The sequence below is a fragment of the Caballeronia sp. S22 genome (genome assembly GCF_964261745.1).
Classification (GTDB): domain Bacteria; phylum Pseudomonadota; class Gammaproteobacteria; order Burkholderiales; family Burkholderiaceae; genus Caballeronia; species Caballeronia jiangsuensis.
The window spans coordinates 41,085-57,282 of the sequence record NZ_OZ180040.1 but is presented as its reverse complement, the minus strand read 5'-3'; the positions used below and the strand labels follow the sequence as shown (position 1 = coordinate 57,282).

The 16,198-nt window shown below is 61.7% G+C and carries 20 protein-coding genes and 5 pseudogenes; 10 read left to right on the top strand and 15 right to left on the bottom strand.

Annotated features, from left to right (window positions below):
- The first annotated feature begins 83 nt into the window (after positions 1-83).
- The gene (locus tag ACEN42_RS38565) at positions 84-458 is read left to right on the top strand and encodes a sensory rhodopsin transducer (RefSeq protein WP_371884360.1); all 375 of its coding nucleotides are present in this window, start codon (positions 84-86) and stop codon (positions 456-458) included.
- Positions 459-620: 162 nt separating this feature from the next.
- Positions 621-821 (top strand): hypothetical protein, encoded by a 201-nt coding sequence (locus ACEN42_RS38560; RefSeq protein ID WP_371884359.1) that lies wholly within the window; start codon positions 621-623, stop codon positions 819-821.
- A gap of 412 nt (positions 822-1,233) precedes the next feature.
- Here ACEN42_RS38560 and ACEN42_RS38555 read toward each other — a convergent pair whose 3' ends face one another.
- Positions 1,234-1,365 (bottom strand): hypothetical protein, encoded by a 132-nt coding sequence (locus ACEN42_RS38555; RefSeq protein ID WP_371884358.1) that lies wholly within the window; start codon positions 1,363-1,365, stop codon positions 1,234-1,236.
- Positions 1,366-1,471: 106 nt separating this feature from the next.
- Complete coding sequence (locus ACEN42_RS38550) at positions 1,472-1,714, bottom strand: DUF2934 domain-containing protein (RefSeq protein WP_371884357.1); 243 nt, start codon at positions 1,712-1,714, stop codon at positions 1,472-1,474.
- A gap of 145 nt (positions 1,715-1,859) precedes the next feature.
- On the opposite strand from ACEN42_RS38550, the pseudogene ACEN42_RS38545 reads away from it, so the two are divergent.
- Positions 1,860-2,145: pseudogene (locus ACEN42_RS38545) on the top strand (DUF892 family protein); the annotation flags it as partial.
- A 235-nt stretch (positions 2,146-2,380) separates the two neighbouring features.
- Here the strand turns inward: ACEN42_RS38545 and ACEN42_RS38540 are convergent.
- Entirely contained in the window at positions 2,381-3,550 is a 1,170-nt protein-coding gene (locus ACEN42_RS38540; protein ID WP_371884356.1) for a zinc-dependent alcohol dehydrogenase, read from the bottom strand.
- A gap of 141 nt (positions 3,551-3,691) precedes the next feature.
- Between ACEN42_RS38540 and ACEN42_RS38535 the strand changes: the two genes are divergently transcribed.
- The gene (locus ACEN42_RS38535) at positions 3,692-4,204 is read left to right on the top strand and encodes a flavin reductase family protein (protein ID WP_371884355.1); all 513 of its coding nucleotides are present in this window, start codon (positions 3,692-3,694) and stop codon (positions 4,202-4,204) included.
- Positions 4,205-4,207: 3 nt separating this feature from the next.
- On the opposite strand, the pseudogene ACEN42_RS38530 reads toward ACEN42_RS38535, so the two are convergent.
- From ACEN42_RS38530 to ACEN42_RS38515, 4 genes and pseudogenes are all read right to left on the bottom strand, one after another.
- Positions 4,208-4,968: pseudogene (locus ACEN42_RS38530) on the bottom strand (SDR family NAD(P)-dependent oxidoreductase).
- 35 nt (positions 4,969-5,003) lie between these two features.
- Positions 5,004-5,486, bottom strand: a complete 483-nt coding sequence (locus ACEN42_RS38525; RefSeq protein ID WP_371884354.1) for a DUF3597 domain-containing protein — start codon at positions 5,484-5,486, stop codon at positions 5,004-5,006.
- A 281-nt stretch (positions 5,487-5,767) separates the two neighbouring features.
- Entirely contained in the window at positions 5,768-6,016 is a 249-nt protein-coding gene (locus tag ACEN42_RS38520; RefSeq protein ID WP_371884353.1) for a hypothetical protein, read from the bottom strand.
- A 50-nt stretch (positions 6,017-6,066) separates the two neighbouring features.
- The gene (locus tag ACEN42_RS38515) at positions 6,067-6,942 is read right to left on the bottom strand and encodes a manganese catalase family protein (RefSeq protein WP_371884352.1); all 876 of its coding nucleotides are present in this window, start codon (positions 6,940-6,942) and stop codon (positions 6,067-6,069) included.
- A 321-nt stretch (positions 6,943-7,263) separates the two neighbouring features.
- Here ACEN42_RS38515 and ACEN42_RS38510 point away from each other — a divergent pair, with 321 nt between their 5' ends.
- The 3 genes from ACEN42_RS38510 to ACEN42_RS38500 all read left to right on the top strand — a co-directional run bounded on the left by ACEN42_RS38510 (position 7,264) and on the right by ACEN42_RS38500 (position 9,124).
- Complete coding sequence (locus ACEN42_RS38510; protein ID WP_371884351.1) at positions 7,264-8,352, top strand: YihY/virulence factor BrkB family protein; 1,089 nt, start codon at positions 7,264-7,266, stop codon at positions 8,350-8,352.
- A gap of 271 nt (positions 8,353-8,623) precedes the next feature.
- Positions 8,624-8,875, top strand: coding sequence for a hypothetical protein (locus ACEN42_RS38505; protein WP_371884350.1), 252 nt, complete (start codon positions 8,624-8,626; stop codon positions 8,873-8,875).
- A gap of 39 nt (positions 8,876-8,914) precedes the next feature.
- Entirely contained in the window at positions 8,915-9,124 is a 210-nt protein-coding gene (locus ACEN42_RS38500; protein ID WP_371884349.1) for a CsbD family protein, read from the top strand.
- Positions 9,125-9,363: 239 nt separating this feature from the next.
- Here ACEN42_RS38500 and ACEN42_RS38495 read toward each other — a convergent pair.
- The 5 genes and pseudogenes from ACEN42_RS38495 to ACEN42_RS38475 form a co-directional block, all read right to left on the bottom strand.
- A pseudogene (locus ACEN42_RS38495) lies at positions 9,364-10,121 on the bottom strand (cytochrome c).
- Between the two features lie 2 nt (positions 10,122-10,123).
- On the bottom strand, positions 10,124-10,390 hold the full coding sequence (locus tag ACEN42_RS38490) for a cytochrome C (protein WP_371884348.1): 267 nt from the start codon (positions 10,388-10,390) through the stop codon (positions 10,124-10,126).
- 28 nt (positions 10,391-10,418) lie between these two features.
- Positions 10,419-10,535, bottom strand: coding sequence for a hypothetical protein (locus tag ACEN42_RS38485; protein ID WP_371884664.1), 117 nt, complete (start codon positions 10,533-10,535; stop codon positions 10,419-10,421).
- 115 nt (positions 10,536-10,650) lie between these two features.
- Positions 10,651-11,110 (bottom strand): annotated as a pseudogene (locus tag ACEN42_RS38480) (cytochrome c oxidase assembly protein); the annotation flags it as partial.
- A 19-nt stretch (positions 11,111-11,129) separates the two neighbouring features.
- Positions 11,130-11,366, bottom strand: coding sequence for a hypothetical protein (locus ACEN42_RS38475; protein WP_371884347.1), 237 nt, complete (start codon positions 11,364-11,366; stop codon positions 11,130-11,132).
- Between the two features lie 184 nt (positions 11,367-11,550).
- Here ACEN42_RS38475 and ACEN42_RS38470 point away from each other — a divergent pair, with 184 nt between their 5' ends.
- Positions 11,551-11,691, top strand: a complete 141-nt coding sequence (locus ACEN42_RS38470) for a hypothetical protein (protein ID WP_371884346.1) — start codon at positions 11,551-11,553, stop codon at positions 11,689-11,691.
- Here the strand turns inward: ACEN42_RS38470 and ACEN42_RS38465 are convergent.
- The 3 genes and pseudogenes from ACEN42_RS38465 to ACEN42_RS38455 form a co-directional block, all read right to left on the bottom strand.
- Positions 11,688-11,915, bottom strand: a complete 228-nt coding sequence (locus ACEN42_RS38465; protein WP_371884345.1) for a hypothetical protein — start codon at positions 11,913-11,915, stop codon at positions 11,688-11,690. The two genes, ACEN42_RS38470 and ACEN42_RS38465, sit on opposite strands and share 4 nt — an antisense overlap.
- Positions 11,912-12,544 (bottom strand): annotated as a pseudogene (locus tag ACEN42_RS38460) (cbb3-type cytochrome c oxidase subunit I); the annotation flags it as partial. The gene ACEN42_RS38465 and the pseudogene ACEN42_RS38460, both read right to left, overlap by 4 nt.
- 300 nt (positions 12,545-12,844) lie before the next feature.
- Positions 12,845-13,306 (bottom strand): hypothetical protein, encoded by a 462-nt coding sequence (locus ACEN42_RS38455; protein ID WP_371884344.1) that lies wholly within the window; start codon positions 13,304-13,306, stop codon positions 12,845-12,847.
- A gap of 89 nt (positions 13,307-13,395) precedes the next feature.
- On the opposite strand from ACEN42_RS38455, the gene ACEN42_RS38450 reads away from it, so the two are divergent.
- Both ACEN42_RS38450 and ACEN42_RS38445 read left to right on the top strand, forming a co-directional pair.
- The gene (locus tag ACEN42_RS38450) at positions 13,396-13,635 is read left to right on the top strand and encodes a hypothetical protein (RefSeq protein ID WP_371884663.1); all 240 of its coding nucleotides are present in this window, start codon (positions 13,396-13,398) and stop codon (positions 13,633-13,635) included.
- Positions 13,636-13,875: 240 nt separating this feature from the next.
- A complete protein-coding gene (locus tag ACEN42_RS38445) occupies positions 13,876-16,194 on the top strand; it encodes an FdhF/YdeP family oxidoreductase (RefSeq protein WP_371884343.1) in 2,319 nt (772 codons plus the stop codon).
- The last annotated feature ends 4 nt before the right edge of the window (positions 16,195-16,198 follow it).

Genomic DNA, 16,198 nt, shown 5'->3' with positions numbered 1-16,198 from the left:
CTGTCAAAGCCCGTAGGCGGGCTAGCGACTCGCGGGACGAAAACTTTAGGCGTCCGGGGTGCCATGCCCATAAAGGAGGATACATGAACCCGATTGGAAGGACGCGGTGGGCGATCGCGGAGGGATATTTGCCACCATACAGCACTGGGGATGGTCGCGAACTAGCAAGCCACGAAGCGGCATGTATCTTGAACACCGCGGAGCGCGACGCGCACATCGCGATAACGATCTTCTTCAAAGATCGGCATCCGGCGGGCCCGTTCCATGTTACGGTGCCGGCTAGGCGGACACTGCATCTGCGTTTCAATGATCTCAGCGATCCCGAGCGGATACCGGTCGGAACGGAGTATGCAAGCATCTTTGAATCGGACTCACCGGTAGTCGTACAGCATACGCGTCTGGATTCTCGCCAGGCTGAGCTAGCGCTCCTATCTACGATCGCGTTCAGAAGTAACTGATCCGTGGCATGCGGCGTCCTTTGGGAAGGCTGCCTAGGTTTCCGATTGGGGTAGTCGGGCCGGGCTAACCGGCGGTACGGACGACGCCGGTGTCTTGTTTTGGTTAAGGACTGTGGGCCCGGCAAGTCGAGGGTTTAGCACGCAAGGACTTTGGATGACGCAATGAAGATCAAGGACGCTGTCGACCTGGCCGGCGATGGGCCCGCCCGGCCGATGAGAAATCGCAGAAGATTGACCGTCGAAAAGGCGGCCCTGTCCTTCAGTTCATTCCTTACATATCGGCTCTCGGTTTCGGATCACGAAGCTGAGCAAACGCTCCGTATGCTGCCTAATATTAAGCCAGGCATGCGGCAGCTGCAGTAACAGTTCGGTCAGGAAGTGCATCATGCAGTGGCCCGAAAAGGGTCCAAGGGTCAGGTCCTCGTGCCCGACCAATCGAAGCGCTACGCTTCGCCTTTCAGTACGGTACGGTACAAATCGATCACCGGCCGCTCCCCGCAGCAGATTGGACAACCGAAGAGTGGCATGACCGCGCGCTCGCCGCGACCACATGGTGGCATCGGACCAATGTCCTTGCGCCTCGCAGCCGCGGCGTATAATTGTGGTGCCGCATTGGCGGCGATGGCAGAAAAAAGCCTGCCAAGAGATTCACTCCCAACGAGCCGGCTCTTTGACTTAGCACGACCGGGGCATGGCTTCACACCGGGCTCCCTGCAAGCCTCAAAATTATCGCGCCTTGTAACTCCAACCAACACTCCCTTTCACCTTGCGATCGTCACTTCCTGCGAACGGCGATCGCGGAATCGGTCCAAATCTCGACCGGTTCGGTGATCGCCTCCTCCAGGTTTTCGTTCGTCGCATCCTTCTGGCACCGCGTCGAGACCGTCGTCACATTGTTTCGATCCATCGAAGTCGCTCGCGCTGGCTTAGACAGGCATTTCTCGCTAAAAAAATTTCACCAACCGTGGTCGCCGATGGCGGCGAATAGTCCAACGGAATCGACGCGCAGTCGATTAGGTTTCCGACGCAGAGGTGCTAACCGGCGTTCTCCTGTCCATGTTATCCGCGCCTGGCTCTTTTTCCAGCTGCTGCTGCGCGAGTACCCAGAATTCATCAGAGCGGCCTTCGGGGCAGCCGGCCTCTTCCCACAATCGGTAGGCTAGCGTTTGAATTTGCTCCTCGTTTGCAGGTACTTCCATCATCGCCTCCTTAAATCGAAAAATGCTGCGCGTTGCCGGATTCCATTGACGAACCATCGATTTCGAGTCTTGATGCTAGTCGAGGCTGCTCGTGCGCGAGGCTCGTCCATCAACGTGGTTCCCCGCCCGTACGACGGTAGTCAGTTGCATTCTCCGCAATTGCTGTACCACTCACCGATACGAATGTAGGCAAACGGACTCCAAATGCGTTGCTATGGAAGGCCTCGTTGAAGAAGGCCAGGAACAGATCGAAGACTTCGAAGAACGGCCGTTTCGTGATGCGGCGTTGATCGCGGCGGCTCAAAAAGTTGAGCATTATGAAATCGCGACGTATGGCACACTTGCGACCTCTCGCCGATCATCTCGGGTTCAAGGACGCAAGCAAGATGCTTCGCGAAACCCTCACCAAAGAAAAATCAACTGACGATAAGTTATCCCAACTGGCGAAGCTTGAACTCTCCCACGAAGCGCAGTCGGCGGGAAGGTGATCCCATAGCTGTGTATGGGAAGTCGCCCCTGTGCGGCCGCGACTTCTGTGGTCTTGCGGGGTTCGAAATCTCGTGCCGGAGCGAGCTTTTCACCCTCGTGGTTTTGAAAGATGCGCCTTTTTCTGCCTCTTCGTCGACGCCACCCTTCTGGCGTTCTGGACCTTTGCAGCGCCTCACTCGCATTGTAAGGGCTGGTTTTGCGCAAGAAGGCGCGCCACACGGTTCAACCCAGCCATTAAGGCCTGAGAACCACCTTGATGCACCCATCCTCTTTGTCGCGGAAGGTTTCATACATCTTCGGCCCGTCCTCGAGCTTCATTCGATGAGTGATGACGAAAGACGGATCGATCTGCCCCTCTTCGATGCGTTTGAGTAAATCGTCGCTCCAGCGATTGACGTGCGTTTGCCCCATGCGCCAGGTGAGCCCTTTGTTCATTGCCGCGCCGAACGGAATCTTGTCGATCAATCCGCCATACACGCCGGGCACCGACAGCACGCCAGCGGGACGGCATACGTAGATCATCTCGCGCAGCACATGCGGCCGGTCGGTTTCGAGCATGACGGCCTGCTTGATTCGATCGTAGATGCCGTCGAACGAGCGCGTCGCATGCGATTCCATGCCGACCGCATCGATACATTTCTCGGGGCCTTTTCCTTGCGTCAAATCGCGTAGGCGGTCGAGCACGCTCTCGTCCTTGAAGTTGATCGGAATCGCGCCTGCCGCTTGTGCCATCGCAAGGCGTTCCGGAACGTGATCGATGACGATGACCTGTCTGGCCCCCTGCAATATCGCGCAGCGGATCGCCATCTGTCCGACGGGGCCCGCGCCCCAGACCGCGACGGTGTCGGTCGGCTCGATTTCGCAATTGACGGCGGCCTGCCACCCGGTTGGGAAGATGTCGCCAAGAAAGAGCACTTGTTCGTCGGTCAGGCCATCGGGAATCTTGATGTGCGTCTTGTCTGCGAACGGCACGCGAACATATTCGGCCTGTCCGCCCGCGTAGCCGCCTGTCAGATGCGTGTATCCGAAAAGACCGGCGGTGGCGTGACCGAAGAGTTTGTCGGCGGCGTCCTTGTTCCGGTTCGAGCGTTCGCAAACGGAGAAATTGCCCCGCTTGCATTGGTCGCATTCGCCGCAGATGATCGTGAACGGAACCACGACACGATCTCCCACTTTGAGGACGGCGTTATCGCGGCCGACTTCGACTACTTCGCCCATGAATTCGTGACCCATCACATCGCCCGACTTCATTCCGGGCATGAAGCCATCGAACAGATGGAGGTCCGAGCCGCAGATCGCGCAAGTCGACACCTTGATGATCGCATCGCGGCCGTGCTCGATCACGGGGTCCGGGACCGTGTCGTAACGGATGTCTTTGTTGCCATGCCAGATGAGTGCCTTCAAGGTTGCCTCCTGCGGGTCGGCTCGATCGTTGGATAGGTTGTGGTCGCTGCCATTCGAACTGCGCAACGCGTATTCCCGCCGAGGCATGGCACATGCACATACACACTTGTACGGTTCCTCCGACATCAAGGACACAGTGCTATGACCAACGGTATGGTTGACCTCTTTCGGCGTCTGACGGCGGGCGTCTATGTGATCGGCGTGGCGGACGGTGCAACAAGGAACGCGTTCACGGCGAGTTCGGTCATGCAGGTCTCGTTCGACCCTCTGCTCGTTGCAATCGCCATCAATCCGGCGCATGCGTCCTATACGATACTCGAACGCGGACGCGCGTTCTCCATAAACGTGCTGCGCTCGGATCAGCAGGAATTAGCCGAGCACTTTGGGACGCGCTCGGGCCGCACGATCGACAAGCTGTCGTCGACGCCTTGGAGAGCCGGCCGAAGTGGGGCGCCAATACTGCGTGATGCACTGGCGTATTTCGACTGCCAGGCTCTCAGCGATATCGAAACCGGAGATCATCGCCTCGTGGTCGGCAGTGTGATCGGTGGTGCGGTCCTTTCTCCGGAAGCGCAGCCTTTGATCTATGCCGCGACTGGAGATCTGGATCGGAGCGCGCAGCTCTACCCAAAGTCGTTCAACGAATCTAAGTAGAAATCACGCTTGCGGCGGCTGTCCGTTGGAAGCGCTCAGGCTGCCGTCTACTGGCAGATTGACTCCGGTGACGAAGCGCGCATCGTCGCTGGCGAGGAAGGCAATCACCGGCGCGATATCGTCCGGTTTCGCTGCGCGGCCAAGCGGAATGCGTTCCCGAAACTTCGCCATCAGTGGCTCGTCGGCGAGCATGTCCTGCGTGAGATCGGTCTCGATCAGGCTCGGACATACCGCATTGACGCGCACGACGTCGCGGCCGTGATCCATCGCGAGCGCGCGCGCGAAGTTGGTTACTGCGCCCTTTGCCGCGTTGTAGAAGCTCATCCCCCAATCGCCGCCGAGTCCCGAAACCGACGACACATTGACGATCGAACCCTTCGCATCGATCAGATGACGGATGGCCGCGCGGCAGCAATAGAAGACACCGTCGAGATCGGTCGACATAATCGCCCGCCAGTCGTCGAGCGACGCTTCGTCGATGCGCCCGGTCGGCGCGACGCCCGCATTGTTGACGAGCGCGTCGATACGGCCGAAGCGCGCAACGGTCGCATCGATCAGTTGTTGCGCCTCTTCGTACTTCGACGCATCGAAGGTATGCACGAGCGTTCGCGCAGGATCGAGATCGCGCGCGACGCGGTCGAGCTTTTCGCGCTGCGGCCGGCCAGCACGACTGACGCGCCCTCGGCCGCAAAGCGCCGTGCGGCTCCTTCGCCGATTCCCGATCCCGCGCCGGTCACGATGATCGCTTTCAATTTGAAACGCATGCTGTGTTCATGGATCGATCGAGGAAAGCGGGTTCTTATTTCAAATCGGCTGACACTTTGCCGCCGTTTTCCGCGAGCTTTGTCATGACCTGCCTGTACAGCCAGATGTTCATCGCGGCGGAGTCGTCGGTGTTGCCGGTGTAATGCAGTTCTTGCGCCAATGCCTTGCGCGATTCGAGACTGCTATCCAGATCGAGCAATTTCAGCAGATCGACGATGGACGATCGCCAGTTCAGTGCCGCGCCGCTTTGCTGCTGCTTTTGCGTGAGGATCGCGTCGACGTCCACTTCGGGCAATGGCGTGACCGGCGGCCGGGCGGGTTCGACGCCGGGGGTCGCAGGCGTGCCGGCCGCACCGCTCGCCGAACCCAAAGGCGTGCTGGTCGGATTCCCCGATGACGTCGAACTCGATGGGGGGGCCGCATTGGCTGCCGCGGGCGGCACGGTGCCGCCCGAAGCAGTGGTCGCCGGATGGTCGTGCGGAAAGATCTTGTTCAATATGTTCGAGAAGATGCTCATGTGGTCCTCTGTGCGTCGGTGATGTCGATGTTCTGCGCATTGCGCACTAAGCGTGCCGCGCGTCTCGTCATGCGATGGGCCCGTGTACGAAGTGACGAAGCAATGGCGCGAAGGTCATTGCTTGGGTCGGCTTCGCACAAAACGCGTCGGAAATCCGCGTGCTTTGCGCGTTGCAGATCGGCCTCGCTTGCTGCGGCCGAACGGGCGATCAGACTCGTGCTGGACCTACTTGCGTCCGTGCGAAGACGGGCGGCGACTTCCAATCCGGACATGTCGTGCATTCAGATATCCAGCATGACGAGTTCCGGCTTGCGTTGCGCGGTCGCGGCGATTGCGCCATGTCCCTCGTAGAAGGCATCGGCGTCGGATCCGCAGACGGCCAGCACTATGTTAATGGCGTCGGCCGTATCCACATAGTCGTCGACGACGTGCACGCGCGGCGCGCCGAACGCGGTATTCGTTCTACGCGTCCAGATCGCGCGTTTCGGTACCAGAGATTGGCTCGCGGCACTCATGATCGGTTTGCGCACGATAACGGCTCGACCGGCGCTGCCCTGAGCCGGAGCAGCGCCGCCCGGTCTTACACCTCGTTGGCCTGTCCTGTGCCAAGGTCGGCACCGGTGGTCGGGTCGGCGGACGGATCCGAAGCCGTGCGCGATGCCATCGCCTGCAGCACGTCGACGTCGCGTTCGGTCACGGTCACGGTCGCAGTTCCATCGCCACCATCGACGGCCGGTTGCGGGTCATCGACGAACTTCCAGTCGCCGCCCTCGTTCCACGGCCCGCGCGCGTCATTGCCCTTCGACATGTTGAAGTAGACGCTCGCGAACTCCGGCTCGCCCGGCAGCTTGCCTTGCGGGAAGTTCGGCTGGATCGAATGAAGCGCCTTTTCGAACGACTTCTGATGCGCGATTTCGCGCGTCATCAAAAAGCCCAGCGCTTCCTTGATGCCCGGGTCGTCCGTCACGTTGATGAGACGTTCGTAGACGATTTTCGCACGCGCCTCCGCGGCGATGTTCGAGCGCAGGTCAGCCGTCGGCTCGCCGATGGTGTCGATATAAGCGGCGGTCCAAGGCACGCCTGCGGAGTTGGTGAGGGCCGGGCCGCCGCCATAGAGCAGCGCGGTGGTGTGCGAATCGTTACCGCCGCCTGTGAGCGATCGATACAACTCGGCTTCCGATTCCACGGCCTCCGCCAGCTGGCCCTTTGCGCCCTTATTCAGCATCGCGACGATCGAGCCGATCACTTCGAGATGGCTGAGTTCTTCGGTGGCGATGTCGAACAACAGGTCTTTGCGGCCCGGATCGTCTTCGCCGACAGCTTGCGTGAAGTACCGGCACGCGGCAGCCAGTTCGCCCTGCGGCCCGCCGAACTGCTCGAGCAACAGGTTGGCGAGACCCGGGTTGGGCGCGCTCACGCGGACGGTGTATTGCAGACGCTTGTTATGCACGAACATTTGCACGACTCCTTTTTTGGGCGCATGAAACCCTTCACGGTCTCGGCGCGAATCATCAAGGTTGAACGGTTTTTGCCCGCAGCGACCAAGAGGACGTCGAAGCGTCGCTTACGGCCGTGCTGCTGCGAGCCTCAGCGCGATGACTTCGCGCTGGCGTATCGCGGGGAAGCCGCGTCGTGGAATGGAAGGCCGGCTGCCCGGATTGAGTCCGCGACCTCGGCCTGAATGGGATTAGCAACGCACATGCCAAGCGGCCGGCAGGTCTCAAGGCCGGGCATCGTCGATGCTTGGTGCCCAGCGCATGGATCAACGGAGACAGCCATGAACGTCAGATCGCTTATGAGCCGAACCTTTGCGTGGCCCGCACGCACGTTCAAACGTTTCGGCACCGATCGCGCCGCGCCGATGGCGGCGAGCACCGCGTTCTCGCTCGCGCCGACGCTCGTCATGGTGATCGCTGTCGCCGGACTCGTGTTCGGTGCGCAGGCCGCTCGTGGTCAGCTCTTTCATCAGATCAGCGGCTTGCTCGGCAAGGATGCCGCCGCGAGCGTGCAGGCGATAGTCGAATACGCACATCAGAGCGGCGGAAGCGGCCTTGCCGCAGTGATCTCGTTCGTAGTGCTGGCCGTGGGGGCATCGGCGACGTTTTCGTCCTTGAACACGGCGCTATCGATCATCTGGCCAAAAAGCGGCAGAGAGAAATCGGGCGTCGCCACGCTCGTCAAGGTTCGGCTGATCTCGTTCGGTCTCGTCATGGGCGTCGCGTTCCTGCTGATCGTGTCGCTCGTGCTGGACACCGCCGTGCAGGCCGCCGGCAATTGGGTGTTCGGGGAATCGCCGCTCGTCGTCATCGGCGACATCGTGCAGTTCGTGCTCGGTCTCGGAATCCTTTCGTGCGCTTTCGCCACGCTGTTGAGGTGTCTCCCCGATGGTCACGTATCGTGGCGCGTTGCGCTCGTGGGCGGTATCATTTCCGCAGTGCTGTTCTCGGTCGGCAAGAAGCTTTTCGCGCTCTATCTCACGCATGCCGGGACCGCGAGCGCAATCGGCGCGGCCGGCTCCCTCGCCGTGCTCCTCATGTGGCTGCATTTCGCGGCAGCCGTCATGCTGCTCGGCGCGGAAGCCGCTGCGACGAGAGTCGAGGCGCGTGAAGGCAAGACCGACGAATCGCGCGAGAAGCACGCGTCTCATGCAGCGCCGACGACGAACGTGCCCGCGAACACGCGTCCGCAGATCGCGCCCGCGATGCAAACGAGCCAGCGCGTTTCGCCGAATGGGTCGCCGGGGATCGCGGAAGTAATCCGCGCAGTGAGGGCGAACCCCTGCCGATTTGCTGTCGCAGCGGCAGGCGCGACGCTCTTCGTGTTCGTGAGGGGCGCACATCGACATCACCCGGAAAGACATTACTGAGCAACTTCGGCACGGCGGATGCTGCGACAAGTGGGAGCGTTCGGCAAGGAGCCACACATGCAACGGCATTTCGACGACCTGTTAAAGCGGGCCATCTATTCAGGCTCCGCCGCCGGACTCGCTTCGGCTTGCGCCGCGTCGACCGCGGCTGTTCGCGCGGGACATGGGCCATATGCGGCGATCAACGCCGTTTCCCACTGCTTATGGCCGAGAGCAATCTTGGCATGAAGAACCGAGCTTCAGATACAGCGGGTTCGGCGCAACCATTCACATGGGAAGCGCGGCTTTCTGGGGCGTGTTGTTCGAGTCGTTATGCGGATCCCGTTCGCGCCCGGCCACGATCGTTGCCGCCGCCGCGACGACCGCGCTCGTCGCCTATCTTGTCGATTACTACGCCGTGCCCAAGCGAGTCACACCCGGCTTCGAAGCTCATCTGTCGAAGCGCTCCCTCGCGATGACCTACGTCGCGCTCGGCGCAGGCTTCGCGATCGCAGCGCTGATTCGCAGACGCGTGGCACGCTGAGGCATCGGCGTCATCGTCCTTGTTGTCCATGAGCACACGATGAACAAGGATCAAAGGGAAGGTATCAAGGAACAGGTCAAAGGCTGGCCCGATACGGCCATCGGCACCGTGACGGGCAACGAAGATCGCAAGGTGAAGGGCGATGTCGAACTTACCAACGGCGGCAATCGCAAGGACTATGGCGACCAGAAGGCCAACATCGAAAGGGCTTGGAAGACTCAGTCGATCCGACCGACGAGTAGTCGATAGCGCGCAAGCGTTGAAACAGGGTGGTCGTATCGTGTGGCCGCCGTAACGAGGCGCATCGAACAAAGCACGCCATCCCAGCAAAGCGGACGAGACTAGAAGACCTCCGACCACGAAACCCTCACCACCGATGTCTCGGAAACGTACGACGAAGGCACGACGGTGCGCGAAGCCGAAGTGAAGAAGGACGACTCCAGGAAGGCAAGCCGAACGAGGGCGCGGGCGAACCGGAGTAACGCACGTCATTTGTGAATGGTCGCGCGAAACGATGCGACATCATTGGTCGTGACCGGGCGCGCGTCGTTGCCCCATGACGCGCGCATATACGTGAGCACTTGCGCGATCTGCGCGTCGGTGAGGCGTCCGGCGAACGGCGGCATCGGCCGACGGGCCGGCCCGTCGATCGTCGCGGGACTGTTGCCGCCTTCCACGAGAAGCCGGATCAGCGAGGTTGGATAGGCGCCGCGATTCCAGCTCGCATCGCGATCGGCGTGCGGTTGAAACGGCTGCTTCGGCGCGAACGCCATGCGCCACAGGCGCAACGCCCAGCGCTGGTTGAACGGAAAGGGCACTTTCGTTCCGGCGGCCGGTGAATCACAGGCGGCACGCTATGCATCATGAAGGCGTAGAGCGCGCGCAAATCGTCGTCGCTGATTTTCGCAAACGCCGGATACGGCATCGCGGGATACGGTCCCTTGCCACCCGGCGCGATGCCCTCGCGCAACGCCTTCGCGAAGTCCTCGTAGCTGTAGGTACCGATGCGCGTCTCGCGATCCGGCGTGATGTTGCTGCTGACGATGGTGCCGAACGGCGACGTCATCCCAAGCCGGCTCGCATACGGCGCGGCGTTCGAGGGCGCGGTATGGCAGCCGGCGCAGTCGGCGGCTTTGGCAAGATACGCGCCGCGCGCAATCAGTTCGGGCGATGGCGACGCCATCTCGTCCGCCCTGACGGCGAGCGGCCACACAAGCAGAACGAAGAGGAAGCGGGATACGTTCATGGTCATTGGTGATACAGGAATGCGGCGATGTCACGCGCATCAATTTCGCCGACGCCGAGATCGGGCAGCTTGCCCGCAACGTAAGCCCGCTCGCCGATGTTTTGCAGCGTCGGTCCGACCTTGCCGTACGCGCCCGGCACGCCATCGATCCGGTGACACGCGCCGCAGCCGTATCGCTGGATGGCATCGAGCCCGCGTCGCGGATCGCCGCCGGTGATCGAGTCGGACGAAGGCGGCTTGCCCTGGCAGGCGGCGAGCGTGGCGATCACAAGCGCGATTGGAGTCGTGTGCGTGCAATCATCCTTCGCGGACCACGTCGGCGACGGCGCGCGGCGGCGGTCGTCGCATCAGCCAGCGCGCGCCGACGAGCAATCCGCCAATCAGATACGCAAGCCCGCCCGGAACCCAAATCACCAGACCGCCGAGTTGCTGATCCTGCAAGGGATCGAAGCAGAGGGCGCGCGTCGTCTCGATGCACGCACCAGAGCGCGGCGGCGTGCAACGTCCACGCGACGACGGGCAAGGTCAGAAAGCGCCACGGCAGTTTGATCCAGCGCGAACGCGTCGCCGCGCCGATGACTGCGCGAGCAGCGGCGGGAAATGCCCAGAGCCATACGGCGAGCGGCCGGCCGATCACGAGTAGCGGCGCGGCCACGAGCATGAAGAGTTCGTGCTGCAACATGTGCGGAGAACAGCCATTCGCTCAATGCGTGCAGCGGCGAAACCAGCGCAACGACGAGCGTCAACCATCCGGCGGCAAACGCGATCAGCTTCGCGGTCCGCTCGCGACGGCCTTGCGCGCCTCGCTTGCGCAGCTTCAGATCTCCGGCGAGGTAAAGCGTCAGACTCACCGCTAGCACGACGACAATCCACGGTTCGAACGTCCACGCGAGCGGCGATGCCTCGGTCGTAGCGACGTGGGCGTACGTATCGTCGGACGACAGGAGCACGCAAGGCAGCGCACATTTCAGCAGGCGGACAGTAGCCATTGCGGTATCAAAATCGCGATCACGAAAGCACCGACAACGCGCCCACACCGGCTGCCACCGCCGCGATGAAACCGGCGCGCGCCGGGCGGTCGCCGGTGTCGCGCGTCGGCATGGCGAGCTTGCGTCGCGCGTCGCGCCAGCGCTGCCATGCGAGCAGCGTCGCGGCGACGCACACGATCGCGCTCGCGCCGCTCACGCCGTCGAGCAACGCATGGCCTCCGAGCCGGCACGCCGGCGTCACGAGCGCGTAGTTCAAGCTGAGACATCCGAGAAAGATGGACGGAGCCCCGAGTAGCGCAAGCCAGGTTTTCATAGCCGCGCCACCCAGTAGATCACGCCGTAGGTATTTCGTCGTCTTGAGCCGAGCAGCAGCCAGATGACCGAGCCATACGTTCGTGTACCAACTCACGTTCAACGTTGCGAATTCGAATCCGCGTACCATGAGGAAGATCAACGATGCGACCAGGCAGACCGTGAGCCAGATCGCCGCTTTCCCCCGATCGCCGCGTTCCGCCGCGTTCTTCGCGAGCTGGTCCGGCCACAGGGTGACGAGCAGCCCGACCGTGTTGAGCGTGCCCTAGAAAAGACGCGGCGGCTCGGCGGCCATCGGCCAGGCAGAAGCGCGCGTGCGTAGATAGAAGACCATCATCACCGCGACGGCGAACACCGTGCCGTCGATCAGCATCAGGCCGGCCGTGCTCCACCACATCAGGCTGCGGTGACTGAAGGCGCAGGTCGGCAGCGCGCGCACGTCGAGCACGAGCTCGCCGGTGCCGTTCGCGTCGCGGCGCGTTTCGGCGTTCATGGCCGGCGCTCCCGCGCGAGCGCAAGCCGGTTCTCGCCGCGATTGGGCCAGAACCAGCCGATCATCGCCACGGCGACCGGCAGCGATCCCCATACGCTCGCCGACGGCGTGTAGATCGAGCTGATGAACAGAATCGTCGTCGCGACGGCGCTTGCAAACGGCCAGATGGATGACGTCGGAAACATCGGCCGATGATCGGGCTGCGCATCGAGCACGCTCGTCACGAGCACTTCACGGTTATCGGCGGCGAGACCCGCGACGAAGGCCGGTTGCGCGGACGGCTCCCATAGCGGATCGCGTCCATGCACGACTGGAATCGCATCGAAGTTATGCGGCGGCGGCGACGACGGCACGCTCCATTCGAGCGTGCCCGCGCCCCACGGATCGGCGGCGGCACGTTTGTCGCTGCCCAGCGTCTTCACGACATTGACGATGAAAAGCACCACGCTCAGCGCGATCACACATGCGCCGATCGTCGCGGTAACATTCATGCCGTCCCAGCCCATTGCGTGCGGATAGGTCCACACGCGCCGCGGCATGCCTGGGAGACCGAGCAGGTGCATCGGGAAGAAGGTAACGTCGAAGCCGATGAAAAACAGCCAGAACTGCCACTTGCCGAGCCGCTCATCGGAGCCAGACGCGCGCTTGCTTAAGCAATCCGCATGCCGGCCAAAGCACTTACCTGCGTTTGCAATATCATTAGAGCAGCGTCGTGGCGCTCGCGCCATGCAGCGCGGCAGCACGATCCTCCCGAGCACGATGAGCGCGTTCGCTTTTAGCTGATCCTTGCCTACGCACTCGAGACTGAAAAGCAGGCAGTAGAACGCGCTGACGCCGCGAATCCCGAGCCTCCCCACAAGCCAGCGCTGAGTTGCGTCAAGTGACGATCCGACGAGCGACACGGTCGCGGCGAGCGGTTGGGCCACAAATTACATGAATAATACCGACCGAATCACGCGCCAGTCGAACAGCGGCTGCCAGTGCGCCAATAGAAGGCTGCCGATGCGGAGCAGCAACCCGAACTTAGCAAGCCGCTCCGGCTCAACCGCGAAGGCCGTCATCGTCTTGGCCACGAAAGCATGCGCGAGCTCGGGAGCTTTCGCCGCCTCCTCGCGCTCCCCGCGTTCCACTGATTCGAGTGCTTCAGTCGGCGATTTCTCTCGTGTCGCTTGCAATTCTTCACGCCTAAGTCCGACGTCTGCAGCAAAAGCGGCGACGAATGCATACCCGTGCGCGAGCAGCGCGCAGCCGTAACTGAACGCCATCAGGCCAAGCGCAAAGAAGCCCTCTACCCGAGCGCCTGCCCGTAGCGCCTTCGCAGATTCGTCACGACTACCACGGCATTGCGGACACGGTTTTCGGTATGACGAATGTTGTTGCTTGATCTCCAAGAAGCGGCGTGACTCGGACGGGAGAATTTGATGACCACGTAGCCGAAGTGCTGAAACGAGAGGTGCAGGCCATCGTACCTACTGACACCATGCGCCGCGCGGCTGAACTGATGGACGAACTCAACGTGGGCGCGCTGTCAGTATGCGACTGCAGGCGGCTCAAGGGCGTCATGACGGATCGCGATATCGTCGTACGCGCAATTGCCGTCGGCAAAGATTCTTCATGCCTGGGCAGGAGGCAGCTAGCGAGCCGGTGGAATGGTGCTTCGGACACATCGGAATCGAAGATGCGATGCGCAGGATGGAGCAGTTGCGGATTCGCCGCATGACTGTCGTGGGAGAGCGAAAAGCAGCTAGTCGGCATGCTCGCACTGGGGGATGTCGCGACGTGGTCGGACGGGAAGTACCGTCGACCCTCGGCGCGGTTTCGACCCCCTCCGTCGTCGCTCCCGATGAACCAAGATAGCAGCGCAGGTGTATCGTGATTTTGCCTTTCGAAGGCCCTCCGAAGAGGTATGTGACTTGCTTCAGCGTGGAGTAGGCAAATCGACAGCGCGTGAGACGAACACATGGCCGAGTCAGACAAAGGCGTTCACAAGAACGCCGCGTACCCCTATTCGTCGGGTGGTTGGGGATCGGTGAGGGCCGTCACTGGCGCGCTCGTACACGAAAAGGTGCCGCTCAAGGTCAGCACTGTTCTGCTAAAGCAGAACAAGCCCGAAGGGTTCGCCTGCGTCAGTTGCTCATGGGCAAAGCCCGCCGATCCGCACACCTTCGAGTTCTGCGAAAGCGGCGCGAAAGCAACGGCGTGGGCTCTGACGGCCAAACGCATGACCCCGCAGTTCTTCGAGCTTCATACGGTGACGGAGCTATGCGCATGGCATGACCACGATCTCGAGGACGCGGGACGTCTCACCGCGCCGCTGCGTTACGACGCGGCCACCGACAAGTATGTGAGCGTCTCCTGGCAGGAAGCCTTCAATGACATCGGCCAAGAGTTGCGCGCGCTCGATCCGAAGCGCGTCGCTTTCTATGCATCGGGAAGAGCTTCGCTGGAAACTTCGTACATGTATCAGCTTTTCGCGCGCATGTACGGCACCAACAATCTGCCCGACAGTTCGAACATGTGCCATGAAAGCACGAGCGTCGGATTAAAAGAAGCGATCGGCGTGGGCGTCGGCACCGTCAGGCTGGAGGACTTCGAGAAGACCGACCTCATATTCTTCTTCGGACAGAACGTCGGCACCAATAGCCCGCGCATGCTGCACCAGCTGCAGGACGCGAGAAAGCGCGGCGTCCCAATCATCACCTTCAATCCGCTGCGCGAGCCGGGTCTTCTAAAGTTCGCCAACCCGCAATCGCCGGTCGAGATGATGACGCCCGCGCATACGCTCATCAGCACGCAATATCATCAGGTGAAGGCGGGCGGCGATACGGCTGCATTGCTCGGCATCTGCAAGGCGGTCATCCATGCCGACGATCGCTCGATAGAGAGCCACGAACCGCGCGTGCTCGATGTCGATTTCATCGAAAAGCACACCGTTGGCTTCGAAGCGTTCGCGAATTACGTGCGCGCCGCATCGTGGGACGATATCGAGCGCGTGGCGGGACTGCCGCGCGCGGACATCGAAGCTTCCGCCGATGAATACATGCGCGCGAACGCGGTCATGGCGCACTACGGCATGGGCATCACGCAGCACAGGCAGGGCGTGCAAAACGTCCGCATGCTGTGCAATCTGCTCTTTCTGCGCGGCAACGTTGGCAAGCCGGGCGCGGGGCCGTCGCCGGTGCGGGGGCACTCGAACGTGCAGGGGCAGCGCACCGTGGGCATCACGGAGAAACCGGAACTCGCGCCGCTCGACGAGCTCGCGAGCCAGTTCGGTTTCGAGCCGCCGCGTGAAAAGGGAATGAACATCGTCGAAACCTTCGAGGCGATGCTCGACGGCAAGGTCAGCGCGGTCATCAATCTTGGCGGCAATCTCGTGCGCTCGGTGCCGGATCGGATGCGCATCGAACCGGCGTGGCGCACTCTGAAACTCACCGTCAATGTCGCCACGAAGCTCAACCGAAGTCATCTCGTGCATGGCGAAAAGTCTTACATTCTGCCGTGTCTGAGCCGCATCGAGATCGATACGCAAGCTGGCATCGAGCAGGCTGTCACGATGGAAGACAGCACCGGTTGCATTCACGGCTCGCGCGGCGTGGCCGAACCCGCTTCGGCCGATGCGCGCTCGGAGCCGTATATCGTCGCGGAGCTGGCGAAGCATACGCTCGGCGATCGATCGACCGTCGATTGGGATCGCTGGCGTGACGATTATGCGCTCGTGCGCGATGAAATCGCGAAAACGTATCCTGAGACCTTCCGCGATTTCAACGAAAGGATGTGGACGCCCGGCGGCTTTCCGCGCAGCTTGCCGGCGCGCGAACGCAAGTGGCAGACAAAGAGCGGCAAGGCGGAGTTCGCCGTGCCGGAAACGCTCGGCGAAGATCCGGACATGCCCGAGCGCGAGCCCGATTCGCTGCGCCTCATGACGCTGCGCAGCGACAGTCAGTTCAACACGACGATCTATAGCCACGACGACCGTTTTCGCGGGGTCAAAGGTGATCGCATGGTGATCTTTATGTGCGAAGCCGACATGGCGCGACACGGCTTGAGCAAGGATGACCGCATCACTTTGCGCACCATCGCCGATGATGGCTTCGAACGGCGCGTCGCGGGTCTGCGCATCCAGCCGTACAACATACCTCAGGGATGCATCGCCGGTTATTACCCCGAGTGCAATCCGTTGCTGCCGCTATGGCATTGCGCGAAGGAAAGCAAGGTGCCAGGCGCAAAGTCCATCCCGGTACATATTGTCGAGATAAACGGCACGCCGCGCCGATCATAAGCGG

Coding starts and splice junctions, on each gene's coding strand:
- ACEN42_RS38565 (WP_371884360.1), top strand. CDS start 84: ATGAACCCGATTGGAAGGACGCGGTGGGCGATCGCGGAGGGATATTTG.
- ACEN42_RS38560 (WP_371884359.1), top strand. CDS start 621: ATGAAGATCAAGGACGCTGTCGACCTGGCCGGCGATGGGCCCGCCCGG.
- ACEN42_RS38555 (WP_371884358.1), bottom strand. CDS start 1,365: ATGGATCGAAACAATGTGACGACGGTCTCGACGCGGTGCCAGAAGGAT.
- ACEN42_RS38550 (WP_371884357.1), bottom strand. CDS start 1,714: ATGGTTCGTCAATGGAATCCGGCAACGCGCAGCATTTTTCGATTTAAG.
- ACEN42_RS38535 (WP_371884355.1), top strand. CDS start 3,692: ATGACCAACGGTATGGTTGACCTCTTTCGGCGTCTGACGGCGGGCGTC.
- ACEN42_RS38525 (WP_371884354.1), bottom strand. CDS start 5,486: ATGAGCATCTTCTCGAACATATTGAACAAGATCTTTCCGCACGACCAT.
- ACEN42_RS38515 (WP_371884352.1), bottom strand. CDS start 6,942: ATGTTCGTGCATAACAAGCGTCTGCAATACACCGTCCGCGTGAGCGCG.
- ACEN42_RS38510 (WP_371884351.1), top strand. CDS start 7,264: ATGAACGTCAGATCGCTTATGAGCCGAACCTTTGCGTGGCCCGCACGC.
- ACEN42_RS38505 (WP_371884350.1), top strand. CDS start 8,624: ATGGGAAGCGCGGCTTTCTGGGGCGTGTTGTTCGAGTCGTTATGCGGA.
- ACEN42_RS38500 (WP_371884349.1), top strand. CDS start 8,915: ATGAACAAGGATCAAAGGGAAGGTATCAAGGAACAGGTCAAAGGCTGG.
- ACEN42_RS38470 (WP_371884346.1), top strand. CDS start 11,551: ATGAGGAAGATCAACGATGCGACCAGGCAGACCGTGAGCCAGATCGCC.
- ACEN42_RS38465 (WP_371884345.1), bottom strand. CDS start 11,915: ATGAACGCCGAAACGCGCCGCGACGCGAACGGCACCGGCGAGCTCGTG.
- ACEN42_RS38450 (WP_371884663.1), top strand. CDS start 13,396: ATGCGCCGCGCGGCTGAACTGATGGACGAACTCAACGTGGGCGCGCTG.
- ACEN42_RS38445 (WP_371884343.1), top strand. CDS start 13,876: ATGGCCGAGTCAGACAAAGGCGTTCACAAGAACGCCGCGTACCCCTAT.